The organism is Agarivorans aestuarii, from assembly GCF_019670125.1.
In the GTDB taxonomy this organism is placed as follows: Bacteria; Pseudomonadota; Gammaproteobacteria; order Enterobacterales; family Celerinatantimonadaceae; genus Agarivorans; species Agarivorans aestuarii.
In genome coordinates this window covers 3,764,880-3,786,496 of sequence record NZ_AP023033.1, presented here as the reverse complement: position 1 = coordinate 3,786,496, position 21,617 = coordinate 3,764,880, and the positions used below count along the sequence as shown (strand labels likewise).

Annotated in this window: 20 protein-coding genes and 1 tRNA gene; 16 read left to right on the top strand and 5 right to left on the bottom strand. The window is 41.9% G+C overall.

The genetic code is table 11. The features are described from left to right. Nucleotides 1-134: 134 nt before the first annotated feature. From K5609_RS17575 to K5609_RS17540, 8 genes are all read left to right on the top strand, one after another. Nucleotides 135-1,487, top strand: a complete 1,353-nt coding sequence (locus K5609_RS17575; protein ID WP_221074770.1) for a carbohydrate porin — start codon at nt 135-137, stop codon at nt 1,485-1,487. Nucleotides 1,488-1,815: 328 nt separating this feature from the next. After that, nucleotides 1,816-3,837 carry a methyl-accepting chemotaxis protein gene (locus K5609_RS17570; protein WP_221074769.1) on the top strand — a complete coding sequence of 674 codons (2,022 nt, stop codon included), beginning with the start codon at nt 1,816-1,818 and terminating at the stop codon, nt 3,835-3,837. Nucleotides 3,838-3,966: 129 nt separating this feature from the next. Continuing rightward, nucleotides 3,967-4,479 carry a hypothetical protein gene (locus K5609_RS17565; protein WP_221074768.1) on the top strand — a complete coding sequence of 171 codons (513 nt, stop codon included), beginning with the start codon at nt 3,967-3,969 and terminating at the stop codon, nt 4,477-4,479. A 424-nt stretch (nt 4,480-4,903) separates the two neighbouring features. Next, nucleotides 4,904-6,136 carry a site-specific integrase gene (locus K5609_RS17560; RefSeq protein WP_221074767.1) on the top strand — a complete coding sequence of 411 codons (1,233 nt, stop codon included), beginning with the start codon at nt 4,904-4,906 and terminating at the stop codon, nt 6,134-6,136. Between the two features lie 105 nt (nt 6,137-6,241). Then, complete coding sequence (locus K5609_RS17555) at nt 6,242-6,967, top strand: hypothetical protein (RefSeq protein ID WP_221074766.1); 726 nt, start codon at nt 6,242-6,244, stop codon at nt 6,965-6,967. Nucleotides 6,968-6,975: 8 nt separating this feature from the next. After that, the gene (locus K5609_RS17550) at nt 6,976-7,401 is read left to right on the top strand and encodes a hypothetical protein (protein WP_221074765.1); all 426 of its coding nucleotides are present in this window, start codon (nt 6,976-6,978) and stop codon (nt 7,399-7,401) included. A gap of 111 nt (nt 7,402-7,512) precedes the next feature. Continuing rightward, nucleotides 7,513-7,704: a tyrosine-type recombinase/integrase gene (locus K5609_RS17545; protein ID WP_246611885.1), complete on the top strand. Its 192-nt coding sequence runs from the start codon at nt 7,513-7,515 to the stop codon at nt 7,702-7,704. Between the two features lie 135 nt (nt 7,705-7,839). Continuing rightward, nucleotides 7,840-8,970 (top strand): hypothetical protein, encoded by a 1,131-nt coding sequence (locus K5609_RS17540; protein ID WP_221074764.1) that lies wholly within the window; start codon nt 7,840-7,842, stop codon nt 8,968-8,970. Between the two features lie 104 nt (nt 8,971-9,074). Here the strand turns inward: K5609_RS17540 and K5609_RS17535 are convergent, their stop codons facing one another. Further along, on the bottom strand, nt 9,075-9,659 hold the full coding sequence (locus tag K5609_RS17535; protein WP_221074763.1) for an excalibur calcium-binding domain-containing protein: 585 nt from the start codon (nt 9,657-9,659) through the stop codon (nt 9,075-9,077). 185 nt (nt 9,660-9,844) lie between these two features. Here K5609_RS17535 and K5609_RS17530 point away from each other — a divergent pair, with 185 nt between their 5' ends. From K5609_RS17530 to K5609_RS17495, 8 genes are all read left to right on the top strand, one after another. Beyond that, nucleotides 9,845-10,285 (top strand): hypothetical protein, encoded by a 441-nt coding sequence (locus K5609_RS17530; protein ID WP_221074762.1) that lies wholly within the window; start codon nt 9,845-9,847, stop codon nt 10,283-10,285. Between the two features lie 60 nt (nt 10,286-10,345). After that, entirely contained in the window at nt 10,346-11,266 is a 921-nt protein-coding gene (locus K5609_RS17525; RefSeq protein ID WP_221074761.1) for a hypothetical protein, read from the top strand. A gap of 81 nt (nt 11,267-11,347) precedes the next feature. Next, nucleotides 11,348-11,599 carry a helix-turn-helix transcriptional regulator gene (locus K5609_RS17520; protein ID WP_221074760.1) on the top strand — a complete coding sequence of 84 codons (252 nt, stop codon included), beginning with the start codon at nt 11,348-11,350 and terminating at the stop codon, nt 11,597-11,599. Continuing rightward, nucleotides 11,592-11,858, top strand: coding sequence for a hypothetical protein (locus K5609_RS17515; protein WP_221074759.1), 267 nt, complete (start codon nt 11,592-11,594; stop codon nt 11,856-11,858). The genes K5609_RS17520 and K5609_RS17515 overlap by 8 nt, the downstream gene beginning before the upstream one ends. Next, complete coding sequence (locus tag K5609_RS17510; RefSeq protein WP_221074758.1) at nt 11,845-13,428, top strand: replication endonuclease; 1,584 nt, start codon at nt 11,845-11,847, stop codon at nt 13,426-13,428. The genes K5609_RS17515 and K5609_RS17510 overlap by 14 nt, the downstream gene beginning before the upstream one ends. A 160-nt stretch (nt 13,429-13,588) precedes the next feature. Then, the gene (locus tag K5609_RS17505) at nt 13,589-14,299 is read left to right on the top strand and encodes a HipA family kinase (RefSeq protein WP_221074757.1); all 711 of its coding nucleotides are present in this window, start codon (nt 13,589-13,591) and stop codon (nt 14,297-14,299) included. Next, complete coding sequence (locus tag K5609_RS17500) at nt 14,296-15,144, top strand: DUF3037 domain-containing protein (RefSeq protein ID WP_221074756.1); 849 nt, start codon at nt 14,296-14,298, stop codon at nt 15,142-15,144. Before K5609_RS17505 ends, K5609_RS17500 begins: the two co-directional genes overlap by 4 nt. Before the next feature lie 456 nt (nt 15,145-15,600). Beyond that, on the top strand, nt 15,601-16,857 hold the full coding sequence (locus K5609_RS17495; protein ID WP_221074755.1) for a hypothetical protein: 1,257 nt from the start codon (nt 15,601-15,603) through the stop codon (nt 16,855-16,857). Between the two features lie 303 nt (nt 16,858-17,160). On the opposite strand, the gene K5609_RS17490 is transcribed toward K5609_RS17495, so the two are convergent. The 4 genes from K5609_RS17490 to K5609_RS17475 all read right to left on the bottom strand — a co-directional run bounded on the left by K5609_RS17490 (nt 17,161) and on the right by K5609_RS17475 (nt 21,612). Beyond that, a tRNA-Ile gene (locus tag K5609_RS17490) sits at nt 17,161-17,237 on the bottom strand. A gap of 112 nt (nt 17,238-17,349) precedes the next feature. Beyond that, on the bottom strand, nt 17,350-19,173 hold the full coding sequence (rpoD, locus tag K5609_RS17485) for an RNA polymerase sigma factor RpoD (RefSeq protein WP_221074754.1): 1,824 nt from the start codon (nt 19,171-19,173) through the stop codon (nt 17,350-17,352). A gap of 147 nt (nt 19,174-19,320) precedes the next feature. Continuing rightward, nucleotides 19,321-21,081 carry a DNA primase gene (gene dnaG / locus K5609_RS17480; RefSeq protein ID WP_221074753.1) on the bottom strand — a complete coding sequence of 587 codons (1,761 nt, stop codon included), beginning with the start codon at nt 21,079-21,081 and terminating at the stop codon, nt 19,321-19,323. A gap of 87 nt (nt 21,082-21,168) precedes the next feature. Continuing rightward, nucleotides 21,169-21,612: a GatB/YqeY domain-containing protein gene (locus tag K5609_RS17475; RefSeq protein ID WP_016403354.1), complete on the bottom strand. Its 444-nt coding sequence runs from the start codon at nt 21,610-21,612 to the stop codon at nt 21,169-21,171. Nucleotides 21,613-21,617 lie beyond the last annotated feature (5 nt).

Sequence of the window (21,617 nt, the reverse complement as noted above, 5' to 3'; positions counted from 1 at the left end):
TCTCATTAAGCCACTTAGGGCTGTTTTGTGAGCTTTGCGCATTAGAGATTTTCATTTTTTTAGCCAAGAAAAGAAAGCGCTTACTTTTTGACGGTTGTTTTATATGGAAAATACTGACTTTTAATGGAGTTAAAATGAAATTGTCTAAACTATCGCTCGCGTGCTTAGCAGCAGTGTCTAGCTTGTCTCTCTCTGGTGGTGCTAATGCGTCTACCGAAGGTTTTGAGTTTCATGGTTACTTTCGCGCAGGACTGTTAACAAGTGCCGAAAATGATTTTAAAAAATCTAACTTTGCTGGCCAAAAAGAAACCCTAGGACGTCTAGGCTTGGAAGCTGATAACGATGCTAGCCTTAACTTTGCCAATACTTGGGCCTTTGATGACGGCCGCTCAGTTAAGGTAAATGTTGGCTTGGGAGATTATGGTCAAGAAAGCTCACTAAGCGCAAGCGCTGATGCCTTCCAAATGGGGTTTGGTCAACTGTTTGTAGAGTTTGATGGTGTGTCTTCAAGTGGCGTATTCTGGGGCGGCAAACGAGAATACGGCAAAGATAACTACATCTTTATGACCGACTTTTTCTACAGTGATATGTCGGGTACTGGTTTAGGTATTACCGGTTATGAAGTAGGTGATGCCCTGCTTGATTTCGCTTATATTGCCAGTGACCGCGTAGATCCCGATATTGACCGCTGGGCTACTGACAATGCAGGCAATTTAGAAAACCTTAACAACATCATGCATGCCTTTCAATTTGCTGTGACTTACGGCGCGCTTGAATTGTCGGCTATGTATAAAACCATGCCAGATAACTGGGATTTGGACGGTAAAGAGTGGGCTGAAACGGGCTACGATTTAACTGCGATTTATACCCTCAACAGCTTCTTTGGTATTCCTGGTAACGGCTTCTCTAAAATTATTGCTCAAGCCGGTAAAGGTTTAGGTTCGGGTAATTTACTAGCCGGTACTATTACTGATTACAATGCTTATCACCCTGGTTCGCAGTTCCAAGGTGAGCACCCTGATTGGGGTTGGAGTTCAGCCTCTCGACAAGGTGACGCTACTCGCTTGCTAACTATGGTTGATGAGAAAGATACCTCTGCGCGTTTATTATTGTGGGGCGGTTACACCCTCGATAATGGCATTGGCTTCTTCCCATCTATTCAAGGCCAATACAACGATCACCACGAAAATGATTTAGGTAGTTACGACTACTGGATTTCTGCAATGGTTCGCCCAACGTTCCCAGTTAGCGATCATTTCTACGTGCAGGGTGAGTTAGGGTATGTGCACAACAACTGGAGTGGTAGTACGTCTAACCAGTCTAAAATTACTGTTGCACCAACCTTTATCTTACCTACCGGTATGGGACCAGCACCAGAAATTCGTTTGTTAGCCACTTACTTGCCTAAGTCGTGGACCCACACTAACGAATCTGGTGAATCAGATAGTGATTTCATCTTGGGCTTCCAAGCAGACGTTTGGTGGTAAGCCCTTTAGAGCCTCTACTTAACTAGAGGCTCTAGCTAGTTCATAACGTTTCCTTTCGTTCTTTACCTTTTTATTGGGGTAGGCGAGGCAACTACGCGGTTAATTAGGTAGTGAGCATTAGAGAGCTGAACAAGAGCTTGCTTGCCTAAATAGCCACTAACACTGGTTTGTGTAGGACTGTGTTTAGTCGCGTTTTTGTTTCGCCCTTTTTTTAGCGACTTGCCAACTTAGGAGTCAGATCATGGTCTTGATAGGAGTATTCATATTACTGGTAATTAGTTATGTCGTTGTTATGGATATTGTCAATATAGTAAACTCTTGGTGATGTATGATTAGATTGTTCTCAAATAAAAAAGCCCGCAATACCTCTTTGGTAAGACGTATGTACCTAGGCTTTGCAGTAATGGTGTCGCTATTTATTGTTACTGTGGTTTTAATGCTAAATGGCACCAGCCGGGTTCACCAGCAACTGCTGATGGTTAACTCCGATGCCCTTCCTTTAGTCACCTATTCCAACCTCACCAGCGTAAATTTGCTAATTGCCGATAAAACCTTTAAAGATTTTTTGACCACAGAAAACAATGCTAAACAGCAGGAGTTTGCCGACAAATTCGAGCAAGACCATCAAGCCTTTTTAGCTGCATTAGCAAAGCTTAAGCAAGCTACGCCTAAAGATTCTTCACTTACTGAGCAACTGTTTGCATTAGAAGAACTAGAGCAACGCTATTTTGCCGAATCTAAACTGGCTATGGTTAACTACCGTAACCAGCTTTCTGCTCAAAGCGAGCGCAGGGTAACCGCTCGCCGTTTTCAAAAACTACAAACCGAATTGCGCCTAGGCATGAGCGAATTTGTAAATAGCCAAGATGATCTCGCCGTAAAACTAATGGCTAAAAGTTATTTTGAAAAACTAAAACAAACCGAAACTATTACTTCAGATGCCTTGGCTAGCGATGATGTTAAAGCCATTGCTGAGGCAATCAAAAATAACAAGCGAAGTGTTACTAGGCTTAACTTTTCTTACCAAGGTTTGGCCACCCAGCTGCCCGAACTTAGCCAGCATTTTGATCAAGCAACTAAGCAGTTTATTCAAGACGTTGGCAAAAAGGGTGGGGTATTAGATTTACATCACCGCTCAGTGAAATCACGCAACTTGCTGTATCAAAACATTGCAGTACTGGCCGAAGAAGTGGATAGCGCGCTAGCCATTTTAGGCGAGTTTAGACAAGCGGCTAACGTACTAAAAGATAGCGCCATAGATAGCGCCGAAACTATTTACCGCGACAGTTACCAACACGCTTTTGTTATTGGTGGAGTGGTGAGTGCCTTCTTACTATTTTTGGCGTGGATCTTGTCACGTAACGTGCGCAAACCACTAGCCAGCATGCTGCAAACTTTAGAAGCGCTTACCGCTGGTGATATGCGCCAGCGCGTGGACAATCATAGCTTTATCGAATTTGAACAATTGGGCGCGCACATTAATACCTTAGCGAGCCACTTGCAGAGTATTTTGCAAAAGCTTGGGGTTACGTCTACTAACTTGGCCGAGGTGTCTGCGCAAAATCAGTCTGCTATGTCTGAATCAAGTGTTCGCCTTGGCGAGCAACGCCATCAAACTGCCACTGTTGCGACTGCCATGACCGAAATGGAGCACTCAGTTAAAGATGTAGAGGCCAGTGCGAGAAGCTCGATGCAAAAGGTGGGCGATGTAGAGTCGGCAGTGCGCACCGGTAGCTTAGTAATGAGCAACAATACCGACACTATCAACACCCTATCTGGTCAACTTAATGAGTCAGTAGACGCGGTGTCGGCTGTGCAACAAATGAGTGTAGATATTGGTTCTATTCTCGACGTGATTCAGCAAATAGCGATGCAAACCAACTTACTAGCGTTAAATGCTGCTATTGAAGCCGCCAGAGCAGGTGAGCAAGGGCGCGGGTTCTCGGTAGTGGCCGACGAAGTGCGAGTACTGGCAAAGCGCACTACAGACGCAACCAGTGAAATTGAAGAAATGATCCAAGGTCTACAAGATAAATCTGAAGATGCTAACGCGGTGATTCAACGCTGTGTGAGTGAAATGCAAAACAGTGTGGAGCATTCAGAGCAAGCCAATAAAGCCATGAATGATATTCAAACTAGCATCGCCGAAATTAGCCAAATGAGCTATCAAATAGCTCATGCCGCTGAAGAGCAAACGACTACCGCCAATATGATTGCTCGTAGTTTGGAGGACATTAATAATGTTGCCGATTCTAATACTCACTCAATGAAGCTTGTAGCCAAAGTGAGTAATAAGCTCGACGAATTAGCCCATCAGCAAAATGAGCTGGTATTGGGCTTTAAAGTGTAAAGAGCGTCAGATAAAGCACAAGGATGTGCTGCGTTAAGTAAAGCAAGGCTCAGTGGTTGATAGCCTGAACTAAGCATTGTCAACTAGGGAAGCAACATGCAACAAATTGGTCATCACAAGGAGTGGGTTTTGAAATCGATTATTTGGCTGGGCTTGTTCTCAATGCTTGTGTCTCCTAGCTTGTTTGCCTACAACAGCTTTAAGGTTAAAAACCAACCCAACGAAACCATTAGTAACAATGCGCAAATCACCTATAAAGAACTGTTCACTAGTGCGGGAGTGCTTAAATCGAACATTCATGGTTTAGTTGGCTTAGTTAAGCATTACGGCATATTTAAACTTAGTTGTGCTGCCGAGGGTGGAGTAAGGGTCGATCACAACATTTTAAGCGCTCAACATAAAACTTTGTACCTCGATGGTAAGGCTTTAGCGGTGGATTTAAGCCACGGCTTGCCTGAACCGGTTATTGCTAATTTAAAAGTGGCTAATTCAGTCAGCTTCGCTCAAGAGATCACCAATACTGCTGGAGAGGTTATTCCGGCTAATCAGATTATTTCGCTAGCAGGCTTTGAGGCATCTTATTATCGGGTGAGTTATTTGTGTAATGAGCAACAGAAAGTGACGGCTGCACTGCGATTATAGATGGAGCTTATTGATAAGAAATAAATGGACCAGGCTGAAGGGGCGGTATCTGATATTTTTTACCTTTGGAAGTTTGCCAAGTTTGTCACCGATACCTCAAGGACTGGTGCAAAGGGGGTATGAACAACATTCAGGACCGAGTTGATTGCGCAATGGAATAGCAATAAAAAAGGCGTAGTAGGTATTAACCTTCTACGCCTTTGTATATGGTGGCCCTTCACAGACTTGAACTGTGGACCTAACGATTATGAGTCCGATTTGGGGGTATTTTAGGGTATATCGCAGTGTACGAAAATGAACATTAAAGTGTCATTTTGTATTTATTTATCAATGGTTTATATTGTTATTGTTTGTTCACTGAATAATATTGAAAAACACTGTTATACTGCCAATCTGCTACATATTTGCTACACAGGATTTGCACTTGGCTATTACAGGAAAGATAGGTACATCAACGCTTAAGGCTCTGTCTCCTGCCGATAAACGCATAAATGACACCGAAATAAAGGGCTTTCATGCGCGGATTTCGTCCTCTGGGGCAATAAACTACTACCTTTATTACCGAATTAACGGTAAACAAGTTAATTATTTACTGGGCAAAGCAGGGCACATTAGCCCTGTTCAAGCTCGTGATTTAGCCAAACAAAAAGTGGGGGAGGTATCTGCTGGCAGAGATGTGCAACTGGAAAAACAAGCGCTGAAACGCAAAATAGCTGCTGAAAAGTTCACCCGTTTTGCAACCTATGTAGAAAACAAATATCACCCTTGGCTGGTTACCAACAATACTCGTACTGCAAACCAAATTAAGAATGTATTGCTAAAGAACTTTGCCAGCTTTGCTGATAAGCAGTTAGTTGATATTAGCGCATGGGATGTAGAGAAGTGGCGTTCAGAGCGCAAGAAACAGGGCGCTTCAATGGCGACCATTAACTACAACGTGAACACCTTAAAAGGTGCATTAAGTAGAGCAGTTGATTGGGGGATAATTGAGTCTCACGAGTTAAGCAAAGTAAAAGCCTACAAATTGGATAACTCTAGGGTGCGTTATCTAAATGATGATGAAGAAGTCCTGTTGCTAGGAGCCTTGCGCCAGCGAGATAAAACCATTAAAGCAAAACGCAATAGTGGTAATGCCTTTAGAGAGCAACGCGGCTACGAGCTACTACCAAGCTTAGATAACTGCCGGTTTGCTGACCATATCGAACCGATAGTGCTAATCGCTATGAATACAGGAATGCGTAGAGGCGAGATCTTAGGGTTAAAGTGGACAGACATAGATTTAAACATTCCCAGCCTAACCATCCGTGGTGAAGCCGCAAAATCTGGTAAAACCCGCCACATTCCTTTAAACCCAACGGTGCAGCAAGTCATTCAAGATTGGCGCAAACAAACTACCAGTAAGCTTTATGTATTTGAGGGTGAAGAGGGCAAAGCGCTAACCGATATTAAAAAGGGGTGGGCTAAGGTGGTTGAGTTGGCCGAGTTAGAAGATTTTAACTTTCACGATTTACGCCACCACTTCGCCAGTAAGCTAGTGATGAAAAGCGTCGATTTAAACACAGTTCGCGAACTACTAGGCCATGCTGATATGAATATGACATTGCGTTATGCGCATTTGGCGCCAGAGCACAAAGCAGCAGCGGTTAATCTGCTTTAGATTTAGTGAATACGTGTAACTTAATAATTAATTTATCATTTCTCTTTAAATTGTTATTGACCAATGAAATAATAGCGGTAATTTTAAGTCTCTCAAGGAACTTCAGTGACTTCTTTTTCTGGTATCGCTAAAGCCAAAACCATAAAACTCTACGAAAACCATTCTCACGAAGTGGGCTCGGTGCTTAAACAAAGTGACCCTAAAAAATATGAAAAATACGAGTCTACTGACTGTATTACATATGTACTGAATGTTTTGTCTCATGCGTATAAGGAAATGGGGAATGGCCAGATGGCAAAAGATGTCTGGACAATGGGAAGGGAGACTTCTCGTTCAGATTTCAGAGGTACAATTCTCGCTAAGCGTTTAGTGACGCAAAAAAATTGGGCAGGTATCTATGTGTCTCCTGATAGCATTCATCCTTCAGACGGAGACCAAGAACATACCTATGCCAGCGTAGTTGCCAGAAAGCAATGTATCTATAGTACGGATAATGTTCCACTCAAGCACAGGGTAGTTAATTACAACCCAACTAAAGAGGATAATCCTAACTTTCAGGCTTTATACCCTTATTTGGGCAAAACAAAACTTAATGATATTGATTACAAAGAGCTAGCAAAGATACCATTTGGTTTCGGCTTATCTAGGGGTGGCATGCATACATGGCTGTTTGTCGAAGGTTTTGTGTATGAGGTTCACTGGGATGCTATAGGGAAAGGGTTGTACGAGAAAACAGCATTAAGAAACTACCCTTGGTTGTCTAGTGCTATCTTTGTGCCTCAGGATACTGCAACAAAGCTCAACTTAGCCAAGTTAAAATGCGCTTCATAAGGACTCACATGAAACAAATCTTGCTCATTCTCATTGCTAGCGTATTCCTCACTTTGGGATGCACCCAGTCATCTATAGAAGATAAGACTGTCGTTTTACCTTACAAGGCTTTTGGACCACCTTCTATGAGTGGCCATTTATTGGGTGTGGAGTGGTTTCAGTGGCAATCGCATGGTGACTCAAGACCTCGCGAATACCCTATTAAAGTGGTTGTTTACAAGGATGCATCTTTAGAAGAGTTAGAAGCCGCTTATCCAATTGATGAGGCTTTAGAAAAAGATTTTAGGTATGTGGAATATACAGCTGCAATAAATTACTTCGATAAGAATGTTCTCGAAGTCGAGGAAATGGCTAAAGAAGGCTATCCAATGGGAAATCTTTCTAACGAGTTAGAAGAAACCAAATCTTTAATTGTGAAAGCGCTTAGTAACTAGATTCGGAGTCGTTTGCTTTGGCTAGTGGCTTGGAGTGACCTTTAGAAATATAGAACGAACCGTGTCCAGAGTTGGAGATGTGGTTTTTTGACATAAAAAAGCTGAGCTTAGGTGGTTAGATTAGCCGAGCTAGAAGATTTTACCTTTCACGATTTACTCCACCATTTTGCCAGTAAGTTAGTGATGAAAAGTGTCGATTTAAACACTGTTCGAGAATTGCTAGGTCATGCCGATATGAACATGACATTACGCTATGCTCATTTAGCGCCAGAGCATAAAGCGGCGGCAGTTAATTTGCTTTGATTGTAATGAAATGATGCACAAATAAGGAATGCCGCAAGTCATATTGATCTCGGTCATTTAAACCTCATATGCGTACTTAAACTATCTTATATTGAGCTATAACTTTATAGAGCTTAACGGACAGAGCGCAGCATCATGAGTAGAACACCTTTGTTAATGGCGGTTACTTTTTTTCTCATTTCTTGCACAGCATTTAACAAGTCTTTACAAAATCAACAAATGCCTCATACGCAAGCGGAAGCTATAAATAGTTACAGTTACGTCCCTCTGGAACCGTTGCCTATAGATTACTCATTTAAATGTGATGATGCAGCTAGTGGTAAAGGCTTACAAGCTAAAAGTTGTAATGAGCAGTTTCTTGCTTTATTGCCTGATAATTCGATTCGAATATCCACTCGGCAAACGAATTACAAATTAGGTGTAAATGCTAATATTGCACCAGTAGGGATGGGCATCGGGTTAGAAGGAAACTCTTACCAAATTGTTATTGATTATTTGAACTCTGTGACCGGGGCTGTGGGCTTTTATGGTAAATGGATTATTGATGTTCCTGAAACCACCTATACGCGTAATCGTTGCTATCCTTATCAGCGGAGAATTGGTCATGCTCACTTAGTGGATGCAGGCGAAATATGGACATTGCTGGTTGTTGTTGCTAAGGAAAAGGAAACGAAGAACATTTTTATTGAAGAATACCCTAATGATAATCTAACCCACACAGACTATAATTGCGGAACTAAACTAAGTTGGACTGGCGAAGGTTTCACCGAAATTATTCACCCTAAAGAAACAGACTCCTTGTCTAAATATGTAGTTACTCCGACTCAATTTAATATCCCTATATATGTAGGTATTGGGGTTAGGTTGACGGCAAATATTAATGTACTGAAAGGGCAGGTAGACCTAGGTAGTTTGTCAGCTCTTTCTATAGCCGCTGAGGCAGGTTCTATCTCAGGAAATATGTCTGTACAAACATTAGGTATCAATGGTGAGAGCATTCGTTCAAGTCTTTTGTTCATATCTAAGATTGATGGCACCACTATACAAAACGCAATTCAATCAATGGCCTCTATAAAAGCTGATATTAATAAAGACAGTACGATTCTTACGCCACGTATACTTGGATATCAAAACTTAGTAGGGGCTGAGGGAAATGGAATTAGACAAATTTCTTCTCTGTTATCCCATAGCCCTGACGTTCTAGGGGAAGGAGTTTCAGAGCTTCAGCAATTCAATGATTGCTCTCCTAATGGGTTATCTGAGTGAGTTCAAATAACAAGAAGCAAAACTTAGAAATACTTAAGCTCTGGTTAAACTAGCTTTTTCATACTTAATCTTTATGAACTCGAAGACTGGATCTCACTGCAATGTTACCAATTTGAGGTACAGTGCTGCCGCTCGCATGGAACACCATCCCTATCACCGTCCATTTTAGTATTAGGGCAGTTTGCTAAGTAAAACTTGGCTTCTTCACATGAAACCATTTGGCTGCAATGCGTTTTTCCTTCACAGCTAAAGTTGCTGCTGGTAGAAAAGCTTGAAGAACTATCCAATGCAGAACTTTCTATATTGGGGATATGTGATGCGCTCTCAGTATTCAAGTATTGAGGCGCAAAAGTTTGATACAGAAAAACAGCACCTATAACCGTAAGAACTGGAATCAATTTAGCCAATACACTTGGCCTTTTTTGGCTAACTCTTTCTCTTTGAGGTGAATGGCTATAAGACTTCGCAAAGCTTATAGGCGTTAGCCCTTGAATACTGCAATTGTAGGCTTTGGTTTTTCCATTCGGCTGGTGCTCGATCTGAAATAAAATGGTATCGCCAACTTGTGGTTTTCTGGGCATTAATTTTAAAGATGAAATGTGGATAAACACATCGTTGGGTTTTCCAGTTACCGAGATAAAGCCAAATCCTTTGGCATCATCCCATTTTTTTAATACGCCTGTTTCCATTTTGGCTACCGCTTTTCTGAACCGTGATTAACGTTATACAAAATTGCCAAGTGATAATCTTGATGAATATCAACTAGCTTGATGCTTGTTCTTTATTTTCATGCTGTTAGTGTATCTAATTGAGTCTTAAGTAAACAGCGAAGTTGTGGTTTAGTTGTTCTGAAGAAAGGCAGGGAGTTCGTATAATGGATAAGAATGTTGTAATTGGTTTATTGGGTAGCGCCATATTGGCTTACATCGTTCCTAAGTTAGCTCCTTATATAGACTCATTTGTTAAGAAACTCTCAAATTTTCTCGTCAGGGATGTTCCAACTGGTATAAAGGGCGTTTTTCGTAAGCGAAGGCTTAATAGGCTTAAAGGCATTTTGGAAATTAGATTCAATGATGATGCCGTTATGTTTCAAATGATGAAAGCGCACACCTATTTTCTTCTCTTCTGGGGGGCCATAGGCTTCTATCTTATTCTTTTGTTTTTAGGGCCTCTAGTTAGCTTAATCGAGGCCAATTCGACTTTGGCAATGTTCTGTGTATTACCAATATATGTGGCGGAGTATTTTTGGCTGGTCGAATCAAGAAAGGTGAAAAACTTGGTGAAGATGCGAGGGTATAAACGAATTACGCAATAGGTAAAGTGGCATGTTTCCCCTATCTGTAATGTAAATAGTGGATGAATAAAGGGAGTTGTTTTGGAAAAGTTTATATCGTTATCTGAAGTTGGTAATCATTCCAAGTTAACGGAAACGGAAGTTGTCCGAAGTGCTAATTTAGCTGAGCTTGAATGGGCTTGTTTTATCGGAAAAACTAAATCAATTTTAGGTGTGTTTTTCGAAGAAGGGTTTCGAGGTTTAGGAACCTACAATTACCGTGGTTGGGTGGGTATTCCTGCTGAGCATGCAGTAACGATTGTTGACGAGAAAAAAGTCCGATTACGTTTCGGACGAGCCATTGATATTACTGGGGCAGAGTTACTATCAGCTCCTATTCCATATACCGCAAGTTTTCCAAATGAGCTTTATCGCGAATGGGGATACCCCCGAGAGTTAACCGAGCATCCCGTTATTCACATTTTCCCCTTTTTTGAGCAGGTTTTATCAGAAACACATGACTGGGTTAAGGGTTTGGATATGATTCAGAACATGCTTGAAAAAAACGCTCCAGCAGGTTTTGAAACCGAGCCCTTTGTAAGTGACAGCTTAAGAGAGAAAGCGGAGCATACGCCAGAGCATGTATTGAAAGAGCACCCTTTCGAATTTGAGTACAAAGACCTTGGCATTAGCTTATCTTCATTAGCTAAGTTAGAGGCAGAGATCTTTGGTCCTGCAGAACTGTTAACTGATGTTAAGTCTGAAGAAGACAAGCAGCGTGTTTATGCAATTGATGAGGTATTGACCCGACTTTTTGAAGCGCACTCAGGAAAAAGTTCTACTAAGTTATGGGCCTTATTAAAAGCAGATGTGAATGAAGAGCTTTTTAGCTTTGACCAAAATGAATTTATTCAAGAGATCGGTGATAAGTTCTTAGTTTGGTCTGATGCCTCAGAGAATGAACGACAGCTAACTAGGCGTAGTTTTGATAACAAAATGTCTGCACTAAGAAAAAAATATTAATCATTTTTCTCACGGTTAGTCTCACGTGAGAAAAGTGAGAGTTTCAATGTACCTCGAAGTTAATTAATCGAGGTACATAGTATGGAACACACTACACGCAACACCGATAAACGGGTACTAACCGAACAAGAAACCGCTATCTATATTGGCATGAGTCGCTCTTACTTACGCCAAGCGCGTATGAGCGGTAATCGTGACAACCACACCCCTGCCCCCCCTTTCATTAAAATTGGCCGAGCAGTTCGCTATTTACGCGAAGACTTAGACGCATGGCTTTGCAGCTTTCAACGCCTTGAGCATTTAGGGCAGTTGGGAGGTGTGGCTCATGTCTAAACTAATAACCAACGAAGCCTTAAGAATGCTGGGCGATTTTGCCAACGGTATACGCATTGAATTTTACGTCACACCTGAAGGCAATGAAGATGGAATGTTGGTGCAAGGTGAGTTGAGCAAACGCTTTGATACTCGAACCTTTAACCGTTTAAAAGCCTTGGGTCTTATCTATGGCTCACGGTTTCGCGAATATGGTGTGCTTTGGCTGCAATATCGCATAAGCACCAAAGGCTGGGAGATATTCAATGCCCGCACCTGAGCAAGATGATAAGGCGTATGTAGCAGGTATTCTATCGGGCTTCCCTAAAGAGTTTAGAAAGCCACTTATGGCGCAGTATCATGCTGCGCCGACCAAGCGAGATGCCAATATTGGCATCCGCACTACTCGCGATAATGTAGCCAAAGCCATTGGCGCTAAGCCGATTACGTTAAACCTAGATTTATGTGAAGAAGATTTAAGAAAAAAAGCCGCTGAAAAGGCCGACAATTGCACGAGGCTTACACGCTTAAGTAGCTCACCTAAATCTGCCTATGAAGACATAGCCGATTACATACGAGGTAAAGGCCTTGAGCCGCCTATTCCGCTTACCTTATTACAAGGTGATGTATATACCCCTATTACCCAGCTACATGCCTATCAAGGCGCTATTGCTCGCGCTAAAGATAAAGGCTGGTGGCTAAGAAAGTTACGCCAAAAGCTTAATCAAAATATTGAAGCTACCGCGCAGCACTTAGGGCTAGTGAACAAAAAGAAACAAATCTATTGCAGTAACATCATCCTTAACCGCCGAACAGCGCAGCTGGCCTATCAAGACAAACTTATGTCTAGCTCGTTTGTGATAAACGATGCAGGGCAGCGCTACAGCCTAAAAGAGCTGTCAGACTTAAACGTATCTAATCCCGAAATTCGAAGGCAAGAATTAATGGTAAGGGCGAGGGGCTTTCAAGAGTTAGCCGAAGAGCATAAGCATGTTGGTTTGTTCTTAACACTCACATGCCCGTCTAAGTATCACTCTAGTTATGGTACTACCGGCCACCGTAATTCCAAGTGGGATGGTTCGCTGCCTAAAGATGGTCAACAATACTTACGCGATATCTACGCCAAAATCCGCGCCCAACTCGATAGAGACAATATCAAACCCTATGGCATAAGAGTGGTTGAACCCCATCATGACGGGACACCGCATTGGCACTTACTGGTGTTTATTGCCCCCGAACAAAAGCAACGCATGTTAGAGATTTACCGCCACTATGCCTTTGAAGTGGATGGTGATGAAAAAGGCGCAGACTTACACCGCTTTAAAGCGTTAGAAATAGACCCAAACAAAGGCAGCGCAGCAGGCTACTTAGCTAAATATGTCTCTAAGAACATTAACGGTAAATCATTAGAGAGTGGCATACATGGTGAAGAGCCAATAGAGGCAGCCGCTAGGGTTAACGCGTGGGCGGCTTGTTGGCGCATAAGACAGTTTCAACAAGTGGGCGGGGCATCAGTTACCGTTTGGCGAGAGCTACGCAGACTAAAGAAGGTTTGCCAGTTTGATGAAACTATCCAGCAAGCCTTTAAAGCCGCTGATACTGCCAACTGGAAAGAGTTTAACAAGGTCATGGGCGGTGTCTGGTGCAAGTTAGCCAACAGGCCATTAAGGGTGTACTACCAGCAAACCATAGATAGCGAAACGGGCGAATGCAAAACCAACGCTTATGGCGATGTATTTGTGAAACGGCTTAAAGGGGTACTTTACCAAGGCTTGGAAATAGTCACCCGTCACTTTGAATGGCAGGTGCTTAGAGGCTCTAGCTCTTCGGCTTTACTTGGAGTTCTGTAAATAAGTGTACGCGATAGAGCTTAAATTTTTTGTGCTTACGTCAAATAACTAGCTAAAGATCACTAATATAGCGAAGCTGTTTATAGAAGGCTGCTATGGATTGGTCATTCTGGTACTGTATATCGAGTATGCTAGTTGATTCGTAAGTGGAATGCTATTGATGGAAGAAATTGAAATCATTCATGTAATTAAAACTATGGAGCAAGGTAGAACTCAACCTTACCTTTGTGAAGCCGAAGACGGTAACCAATATATTTTAAAGGGGACTTCTGCGACATATAAAGGGTTAATTAAGGAGTGTATCGCTGCAGAGCTTGGAATTGAATTCGGCTTACCAATTCCTAAATTCCGATTGGCTTATATTGATGAAAATTTTGCTAGATATTCAATTATTGATACTGAATGCGAGTATGGATTTGCTTCTTCCTATCAGCAACATATACAGGACATAAAATATTACCAATTAGCTCAATTAGAGCCTCAAATACTGAGGGACCTTTATTTTTTTGATTACTGGATAAAAAACGGCGACCGCTGCTTAACTGAACTAGGGGGAAACCCCAATTTTTTTATTCATCAAAAAACAGGTGAGCCTATAGTTATCGACCACAACTTAGCATTTGATGTAGATTTTAGTATTGATGAACACATTTTTAGTCACGTCGGAAGAGATGCCTGGGGTGGACTACAATTAATTGATAATGTGCAGTACCGAGATAAGTGTCGACGAGCTCTAGATAAGCTACCTGCGGTGGTCGATCAACTACCTCAAGAATGGTTAGAATTGTACCCATTAGATAGAATTGAAGAAGAGATCACGCTAGTATTGCATAGATACGAACACGCAGACTTTTGGGAGGACATAAGATGAGACATATAATACGTTATGCAGTATTACGTTTTATGCCATTTGTTGAAACTCGCGAGTTCGCCAATGTTGGTGTACTAGTTCATGCGCCGGATATTGGTTTCGTTGGCTATAAGTTAGCGGAAAAAAACTTTAAGCGTGTGGCGCAGTTCTTTGATGAATTTGATCACAAGCTATACAACGCAAGTTTACATAATTTTGAGCATGAACTAAATCGAGTTCAGGAGTTTTCTCAAAGCTTCCATGGACGAGAGCTAGCTAGTTTTATGGATGAAGTTACTAGAGTTAGAGAAGGCGTTATGACCTTTGGAGAAACTAAAACTCTTTTCACCGAAGAAGAGCCTAGTTTGGTTGTTGAGCAATTATTTTCCAAACTAATTGGTCGTAGTTTCAAAAATACGAAAGAGTATAGGGAAGCTCAAATGGCTCGAACATTAAAAGTAGAACTCTTTAATCGTTTAAACTTTCAGTATAAAGAGCAGCGTTTAGATGTTCCTTATGGTCGGTTTAAATTGCCTTTGGTTGGCTCTCAACATAAGGTATTAAAAGCTATCAAACCTCTCGCGTTCAATCAAAAAACACCATTGGAAATGGTTGAGCATGGTGATAAATGGGTTTCACGTGTTAAGCACTTACTCAATGCTAACTCTATAGTTGAAGATAACTTTCTCTTTACGGTTGAGAAGCCTGAAAAACTAGGGGCAGATTGTTCACTAGCTTTTGAAACTGTCGTAAATGGAATGAGGGAGCTTCGTGTTAATGTTTTACAGTTCGGTGATAAGCAGAAAATCTATGATTTTGCTGATTTTTCGAATGTTAATAACGTAGAAGACTTTCAGCTGGTTTAACTTTCCCTAAGCCGCCTTCGGGCGGTTAACTCTCCCCAATAATGTCTCCTAGTATTTGTATTTTTTCTTTGGGTGCTTTGATTAAATATCTGTAATACTTATTTTATCTTCAATAATGACGTCATGGTGGTAATTTCAGGTGTTTTATTGTCTCAAATTAGGTAGCACATGATATCGGACTTGAGAAGTTCCTTTATAATCTTGAAATGTGGGCTAATCGATTACTAACCCTTTAGCGGTAGCCAACATAAGTGAGTGCTTAAGACTTATATTGGAAAGTACATTATTAACTGCTATGAGACTTATCGTGGTTAAAGGTCGCTACATTGTTCATGAGGGTAAAAGTAACTTATTGATTATTTAACTTACATCATGAGTTTAACAAGCAGCTAGAGTTATAGAGAACATATATTGAACATTTTTAATAATTCTGACGTTTCTATGTGCATTAGGGGATTGTCTATTGCAGATAAGCCTGATGATGTTCGAAAGGCATGGGCGAATCTTAAAGGGCAATACCCAAATTTGAGTAGCGTAATTCGGCTGGATGACTACGACCGCAATGTACTGCCTCAAAGTGTTAAAAAATACACAACGAAGTCAGATAATTATTTAGTCCCTTACTTTAAGTCAGATAAGTTATATTTCATCGATGATGAAATGGTTAAAAATATGTTCATAAAAGGAACCAATGTATTTCCAATTGATCACTCAGTAATGATGGATTCAAATATCTGTTCTTATATCGATAGTCTTGTTAGAGGTAAGCCATTAGGTACTGTTGGTTCAAAGTTGTTGCCTATCATTGATGATCTTCTGCGTGATGGTCTTAATTTTGATTTTCTTTTCTATATGATTGAAAATATTAAAAATATTCTTCCGTCAGCCAATTTTTCTGCAAATAGTAAGCTAGAATTTTGGATGAGCCTAAATATTAACTTCAGGAAAAACCTCGTTAGCTTACATTACTTTTCAAGTATTGATAGCAAGGAATATCGTAAAACTTTAAGACCTAACTTTCTCCTTACTTATAGACAATGTGCTCGGCGTGCCATTGATGCTACATTTGGCCTATATATGACAAGTGAAGGAAGAAGTTACTTATCGCAGTTTGCTGATTTTCAAAGAGTTGTTTTGTTGAGTCTGATCGGAATGTTACGGATAAATTTCTCATCTAACAAAAATGGTAGAAATAAAATGCTCGAATTTTTCGACTTTATGCATAATAAAGTGGGAATTTATATGGAGCGAGAAGCAATATTGGCACATGAGTATTTTTGTGACTCCAAGTCCCTGCCGATATTAAAAAAAATACAAAAAGGCGGAAACAAAAGGAAACTTTTAAAGAAGCTCGATAACATTGCATGGGACATGATCACACCTAGATTAATGGAGCGCCTAATGTCTTCCGGTTTAGGGGGGGGAACTGACTATTTCATCCCTATTTTTATGACATTCGACGACGATTTAAAGCATATGTTGGAGTCTTTTCAAGTTAAGCTTGTTGCATACGAGAAAAACAGTGGAGCTTTTTTGTCTATTCCTGAATATAACTCCGCCGATTACTTTGAAGACGCTGGACTAAAAAATTGTACGGATTATTTTTTTAGTGAAACTAAAAAGAAAGAGCGTCAGGCTAAAAGCTTACATACGAGAGCTAGTCTTTTACCTGTATTGTTTAAGGAATATCGAAAACTCAGACATGCAATGTAGCCCATTGAGTCTACTAAAGTAAGCATCTTTAGATAATCGCCTCTCAGCCTCACTCTGAACTATCGCATTAGCTTTCAAATCTAATAACAACAATTAACCCCAAGAATTGATGCAGTGAGCGTTGAGCTAGTTTTGTGATTGGGTTGTGAATGCTAGTGGCGAACAGAAATACAAAATCAAGAGTAATTGGGTTTAAACTAGCTTTAAAAAGCGTTATGTCACAAAAATCTGCTACATATTTGCTACACAGAGAGCGGAAATAGAAAAGGCGTAGTGGTTACTAACCTTCTACGCCTTTGTATATGGTGGCCCTTCACAGACTTGAACTGTGGACCTAACGATTATGAGTCGTGTGCTCTAACCAGCTGAGCTAAAGGGCCAAATTGGGTGTTGCGAGCTTAGCTCAAACAACGAGGCTGGATTATAAAAAATCATATCAGCCTTGTCTATGCGTTTGAAACTAAGCGCTTATTTATTCGCCGTTTAGCTCACCTATTCGTCTAAGAAGCTACGTAGCTGCTCAGAACGAGAAGGGTGACGAAGCTTACGCAGTGCTTTTGCTTCAATTTGACGAATACGCTCACGGGTTACGTCAAACTGTTTGCCTACTTCTTCAAGTGTATGGTCGGTGTTCATACCAATACCAAAACGCATGCGTAGTACTTTGGCTTCACGCGGGGTTAGGCCGGCTAGTACTTCTTGCGTGGCAAACTTGAGGTTTTCGCCTGTTGCTGCATCTACTGGCATCGACAGGGTAGTATCCTCAATAAAGTCACCTAAGTGCGAATCTTCATCATCACCAATTGGTGTTTCCATGGAGATTGGCTCTTTGGCAATTTTAAGCACCTTACGGATCTTGTCTTCTGGCATTAACATGCGCTCTGCCAGTTCTTCTGGAGTAGGCTCACGACCCATTTCCTGAAGCATTTGGCGGCTAATACGGTTTAGCTTGTTAATGGTTTCGATCATGTGCACAGGAATACGAATAGTACGCGCCTGGTCTGCAATAGAACGAGTAATTGCCTGACGGATCCACCAAGTCGCGTAAGTAGAGAATTTGTAACCACGACGGTATTCAAACTTATCTACGGCCTTCATTAGGCCAATGTTACCTTCTTGGATAAGGTCTAAGAACTGCAAACCACGGTTGGTGTATTTCTTCGCAATAGAAATTACCAAACGTAAGTTAGCTTCAACCATTTCTTTCTTGGCGCGGCGAGCTTTTGCTTCACCAATGCTCATGCGACGGTTGATGTCTTTAATGTTGTTAATGGTTAGGCCAGTTTCTTCTTCAACACTTTTCAGCTTGAAGATACAACGGCGAACTTCTTCGTCTACGGCCATTAACGCAGGTGCGTAGTCTTTAGCAGAGGTTTTGTGCTCGTTAAACCATTCTTCACTGGTTTCGTCTTTAGAGAAGGCTTTTACAAATGCTTGTTTGGGCATTTTGCCTTGCTCTACGCACAACTTAAGAATTAGACGCTCTTGAGTACGCACACGTTCCATCATGGTACGCATGCTGGCTACTAGCTTGTCGAACAGTTTTGGTACTAGGCGGAAAGTATGGAAAATTTCGCTTAGTTCAAAAATCTCTTTGGTTGCACGGGCAGACATACGGCCGTGCTTTTCAATCGCAGCGTGAGTTTTTTCGTATTGATCACGTAGGGTGTCGAAGCGCTCTTTTACTAGCTCTGGATCAAGGCCAGTGTCTTCTTCTTCCTCGTCTTCATCTTCGTCTTCGTCTTCAAGATCTTTTTCTTCAAGCTCTGAGCCGATGTGAGTCGCTGTTGGTGCGGCTTCGGCTACTTCGTCTTCGTCGATGAAGCTGTTTACAATATCGCTAATTTTTAGTTCTTCTGCTTGGTACTGGTCGTACATTTCAAGCAAGATAGAAATGGTTTCTGGATACTCAGAAACACTGCGTTGAACTTCGTTAATACCTTCTTCAATGCGCTTGGCAATGTCGATTTCGCCTTCGCGGGTAAGTAGTTCAACGGTACCCATTTCACGTATGTACATACGTACTGGGTCGGTGGTGCGGCCTAATTCTGACTCTACCGTAGCAAGTGCTTGGGCTGCCGCTTCGGCGGCGTCTTCGTCGGTAGTATTTTCGGCCAACAATAAGTCATCGGCATCGGGTGCATTTTCATGTACCTGAATACCCATGTCGTTGATCATTTGAATGATATCTTCAACTTGATCGGAATCTACGATATCAGCAGGTAAATGGTCGTTTACCTCTGCATAAGTTAAGTAGCCTTGCTCTTTACCTTTTGCGAGAAGGAGTTTGAGTTGAGACTGTGGGGTTTGTTCCATAGATGTCATCCGAAGTAGATTAAGCTAGCAAAACCATAAACGTAAGCGCTGCAAGCGCAAACGAAGAATTATATCAAGTATGGGTTAAAATTTCTATATCAAGGGCATTTAACCAAAAACTTTTTGTTTATTCCTTAAACAAGCCATTTAAGGCTTTAATTCCACTACCAATTGCTGCATTTCATATTTCTCCTCTACGCTAAGTGTGCCTTGCAGTGACTTAACATTGAGTTGCTCGTAACGCTGCAGTAGCAGTTGCTCCACAAAACTGGCAATAATATCTTGCAGCTCGTCTGGGTAGCCTGATTCGTCAATTTCTAAATTATAGCCTGCCAATGCACTTAAGTGCTTTTGCTCAGGTTGTTCGCGCCAGCGTTCAATTAGCTGGCCGGTGGTAATCTCGGGTTTCTTGTGTATTTCGCTAATCAGTGCCAATAACAGTGGCATGCCTTTAATGTTAACTTGCTTAAGCTGCTCTGATGGCGGTAATTCATTGGCAATGTTAGGACGTTGCAAAATCATCGCAATGGCTTTACGCATTGGGGTGATTTTGAGTGTGTTGGCCTGATTGTTTTGGGGCTTGGGGTCGCTTGCGGAAAAAAACTTATTTAAGCGGTTACTATCCCAGCGCAACCATTTGGCCAATTCGCCCTTGAGCATTTCGCGATAAAATTCAGCCTGAACCGGTTTAATTAGCTCAGAAGCGCGGGCTGCCAAGTGACTTTTACCTGCGTCTGTAGTGACGTCTATTTCTTGGCTTAGGCGTTCAAACAGGAATCGCGAAAGCGGCATGGCGTCGCGCATGCGCTGTTCAAAGCCGTCTTTACCTTCTTGGCGAACTAGGGTGTCAGGGTCTTCACCGTCGGGCAAAAACATAAACTTAAGTTCTACGTTGTCGCGTAAATGCGGTAGGGCATTTTCTAGGGCGCGCCATGCGGCGTCGCGGCCAGCTCGGTCGCCATCATAACAGCAAATAATTTGCTCACTGGCTCTAAATAGCGTTTGCAAGTGCTCTGGGGTAGTAGAAGTACCCAGTGAGGCAACCGCGTAATCAATATCAAACTGGGCTAAGGACACCACATCCATATAGCCTTCAACCACCAAAATTTGAGGTACTTGTTTGTGCGCTTGGCGCACTTCGTAAAGGCCGTAAAGCTCGCGTCCTTTATGGAATACGCTAGTCTCTGGAGAGTTTAAGTATTTAGGTGTGCCGTCGCCAAATACCCGCCCACCAAAGCCAATATAGCGGCCACGTTTATCACGAATAGGGAACATGACCCTGTCACGAAAGCGGTCGTAGCGGCGACCTTTGTCATTTTCTATGGATAATCCGGCATCAACTAGCTGTTGGCTTGCTTGCTTAGAACCGCCAAGGGCTTTGCCTAGTGCGTCCCACTCATCGGGCGCGTAACCTATAGAGAAGCGCTGTACTATTTCGCCACTTAAGCCGCGGCTTTTTAGGTAGTCGATAACCTGTTGTTTGTTTGGGTTAACCCGTAACTGCTGTTGAAAAAAGCGGCTAGCATGACCAATTAGCTCGTATAAGTCTTTACTGGCTTGGCGCTGTTGCTGGCTTTTGGCTTTATCAAATTTACTGTTGTTGCTGTTTTCTCGCTCTACTTCAACACCCATTTGGCTGGCTAAGTCTTCAATGGCATCTACAAACTCGAGTTTGTCGTACTCCATTAAAAAGCTAATGGCATTACCATGCGCGCCACAACCAAAGCAGTGATAAAACTGTTTGTCTTGGCTTACGGTAAAAGAGGGAGATTTTTCATTATGAAAAGGGCAGCATGCTGAGTAGTTTTTGCCGGCTTTTTTTAAGCGCACACGTTGATCGATAAGGCTTACGATATCGGTACGAGCCAATAAATCATCGATAAACTGTTGCGGTATTCTTCCAGCCATTCACTACCATCTTCAGCGAAATTTAAAAACAAACAAGCCGTGAACTCAATGAGAACACGGCTTGTTCGAGTATTCTAAGGGACGAGCTTAGGCTAGTTTACTGCGAACAGCGGCGCTAATAGCACCCATGTCTGCACGGCCTTGTACCTGAGGTTTCAGGATGCCCATCACTTTACCCATATCTTGCATTCCTGCAGCGCCTGTTTGAGCAATAGCTGCTTCGATTAACGAAGCCACTTCTTGTTCGCTAAGCGCTTGAGGAAGGAACGCTTCCAAGATTTCAATCTCGGCAAGTTCTTTATCAGCTAAGTCTTGACGTTCGGCTGCTGTAAATTGTTCAGCTGCGTCTTTACGCTGTTTTACTTGTTTAACAATGATGCTCAGGATCTGGTCATCATCTAAAGTAATGCGCTCGTCAATTTCTACCTGTTTAACAGCCGCAAGCAACATACGCAGTGTGCCAAGACGAAACTTGTCTTTGGCGCGCATTGCTGCTTTTTGCTCATCTTGTAAGGTTGCTTTTAATGACATAGGTT

Coding starts and splice junctions, on each gene's coding strand:
- K5609_RS17530 (WP_221074762.1), top strand. CDS start 9,845: ATGGATAAGAATGTTGTAATTGGTTTATTGGGTAGCGCCATATTGGCT.
- rpoD (WP_221074754.1), bottom strand. CDS start 19,173: ATGGAACAAACCCCACAGTCTCAACTCAAACTCCTTCTCGCAAAAGGT.
- K5609_RS17510 (WP_221074758.1), top strand. CDS start 11,845: ATGCCCGCACCTGAGCAAGATGATAAGGCGTATGTAGCAGGTATTCTA.
- K5609_RS17520 (WP_221074760.1), top strand. CDS start 11,348: ATGGAACACACTACACGCAACACCGATAAACGGGTACTAACCGAACAA.
- K5609_RS17550 (WP_221074765.1), top strand. CDS start 6,976: ATGAAACAAATCTTGCTCATTCTCATTGCTAGCGTATTCCTCACTTTG.
- dnaG (WP_221074753.1), bottom strand. CDS start 21,081: ATGGCTGGAAGAATACCGCAACAGTTTATCGATGATTTATTGGCTCGT.
- K5609_RS17505 (WP_221074757.1), top strand. CDS start 13,589: ATGGAAGAAATTGAAATCATTCATGTAATTAAAACTATGGAGCAAGGT.
- K5609_RS17515 (WP_221074759.1), top strand. CDS start 11,592: ATGTCTAAACTAATAACCAACGAAGCCTTAAGAATGCTGGGCGATTTT.
- K5609_RS17475 (WP_016403354.1), bottom strand. CDS start 21,612: ATGTCATTAAAAGCAACCTTACAAGATGAGCAAAAAGCAGCAATGCGC.
- K5609_RS17535 (WP_221074763.1), bottom strand. CDS start 9,659: ATGGAAACAGGCGTATTAAAAAAATGGGATGATGCCAAAGGATTTGGC.
- K5609_RS17540 (WP_221074764.1), top strand. CDS start 7,840: ATGAGTAGAACACCTTTGTTAATGGCGGTTACTTTTTTTCTCATTTCT.
- K5609_RS17500 (WP_221074756.1), top strand. CDS start 14,296: ATGAGACATATAATACGTTATGCAGTATTACGTTTTATGCCATTTGTT.
- K5609_RS17570 (WP_221074769.1), top strand. CDS start 1,816: ATGATTAGATTGTTCTCAAATAAAAAAGCCCGCAATACCTCTTTGGTA.
- K5609_RS17575 (WP_221074770.1), top strand. CDS start 135: ATGAAATTGTCTAAACTATCGCTCGCGTGCTTAGCAGCAGTGTCTAGC.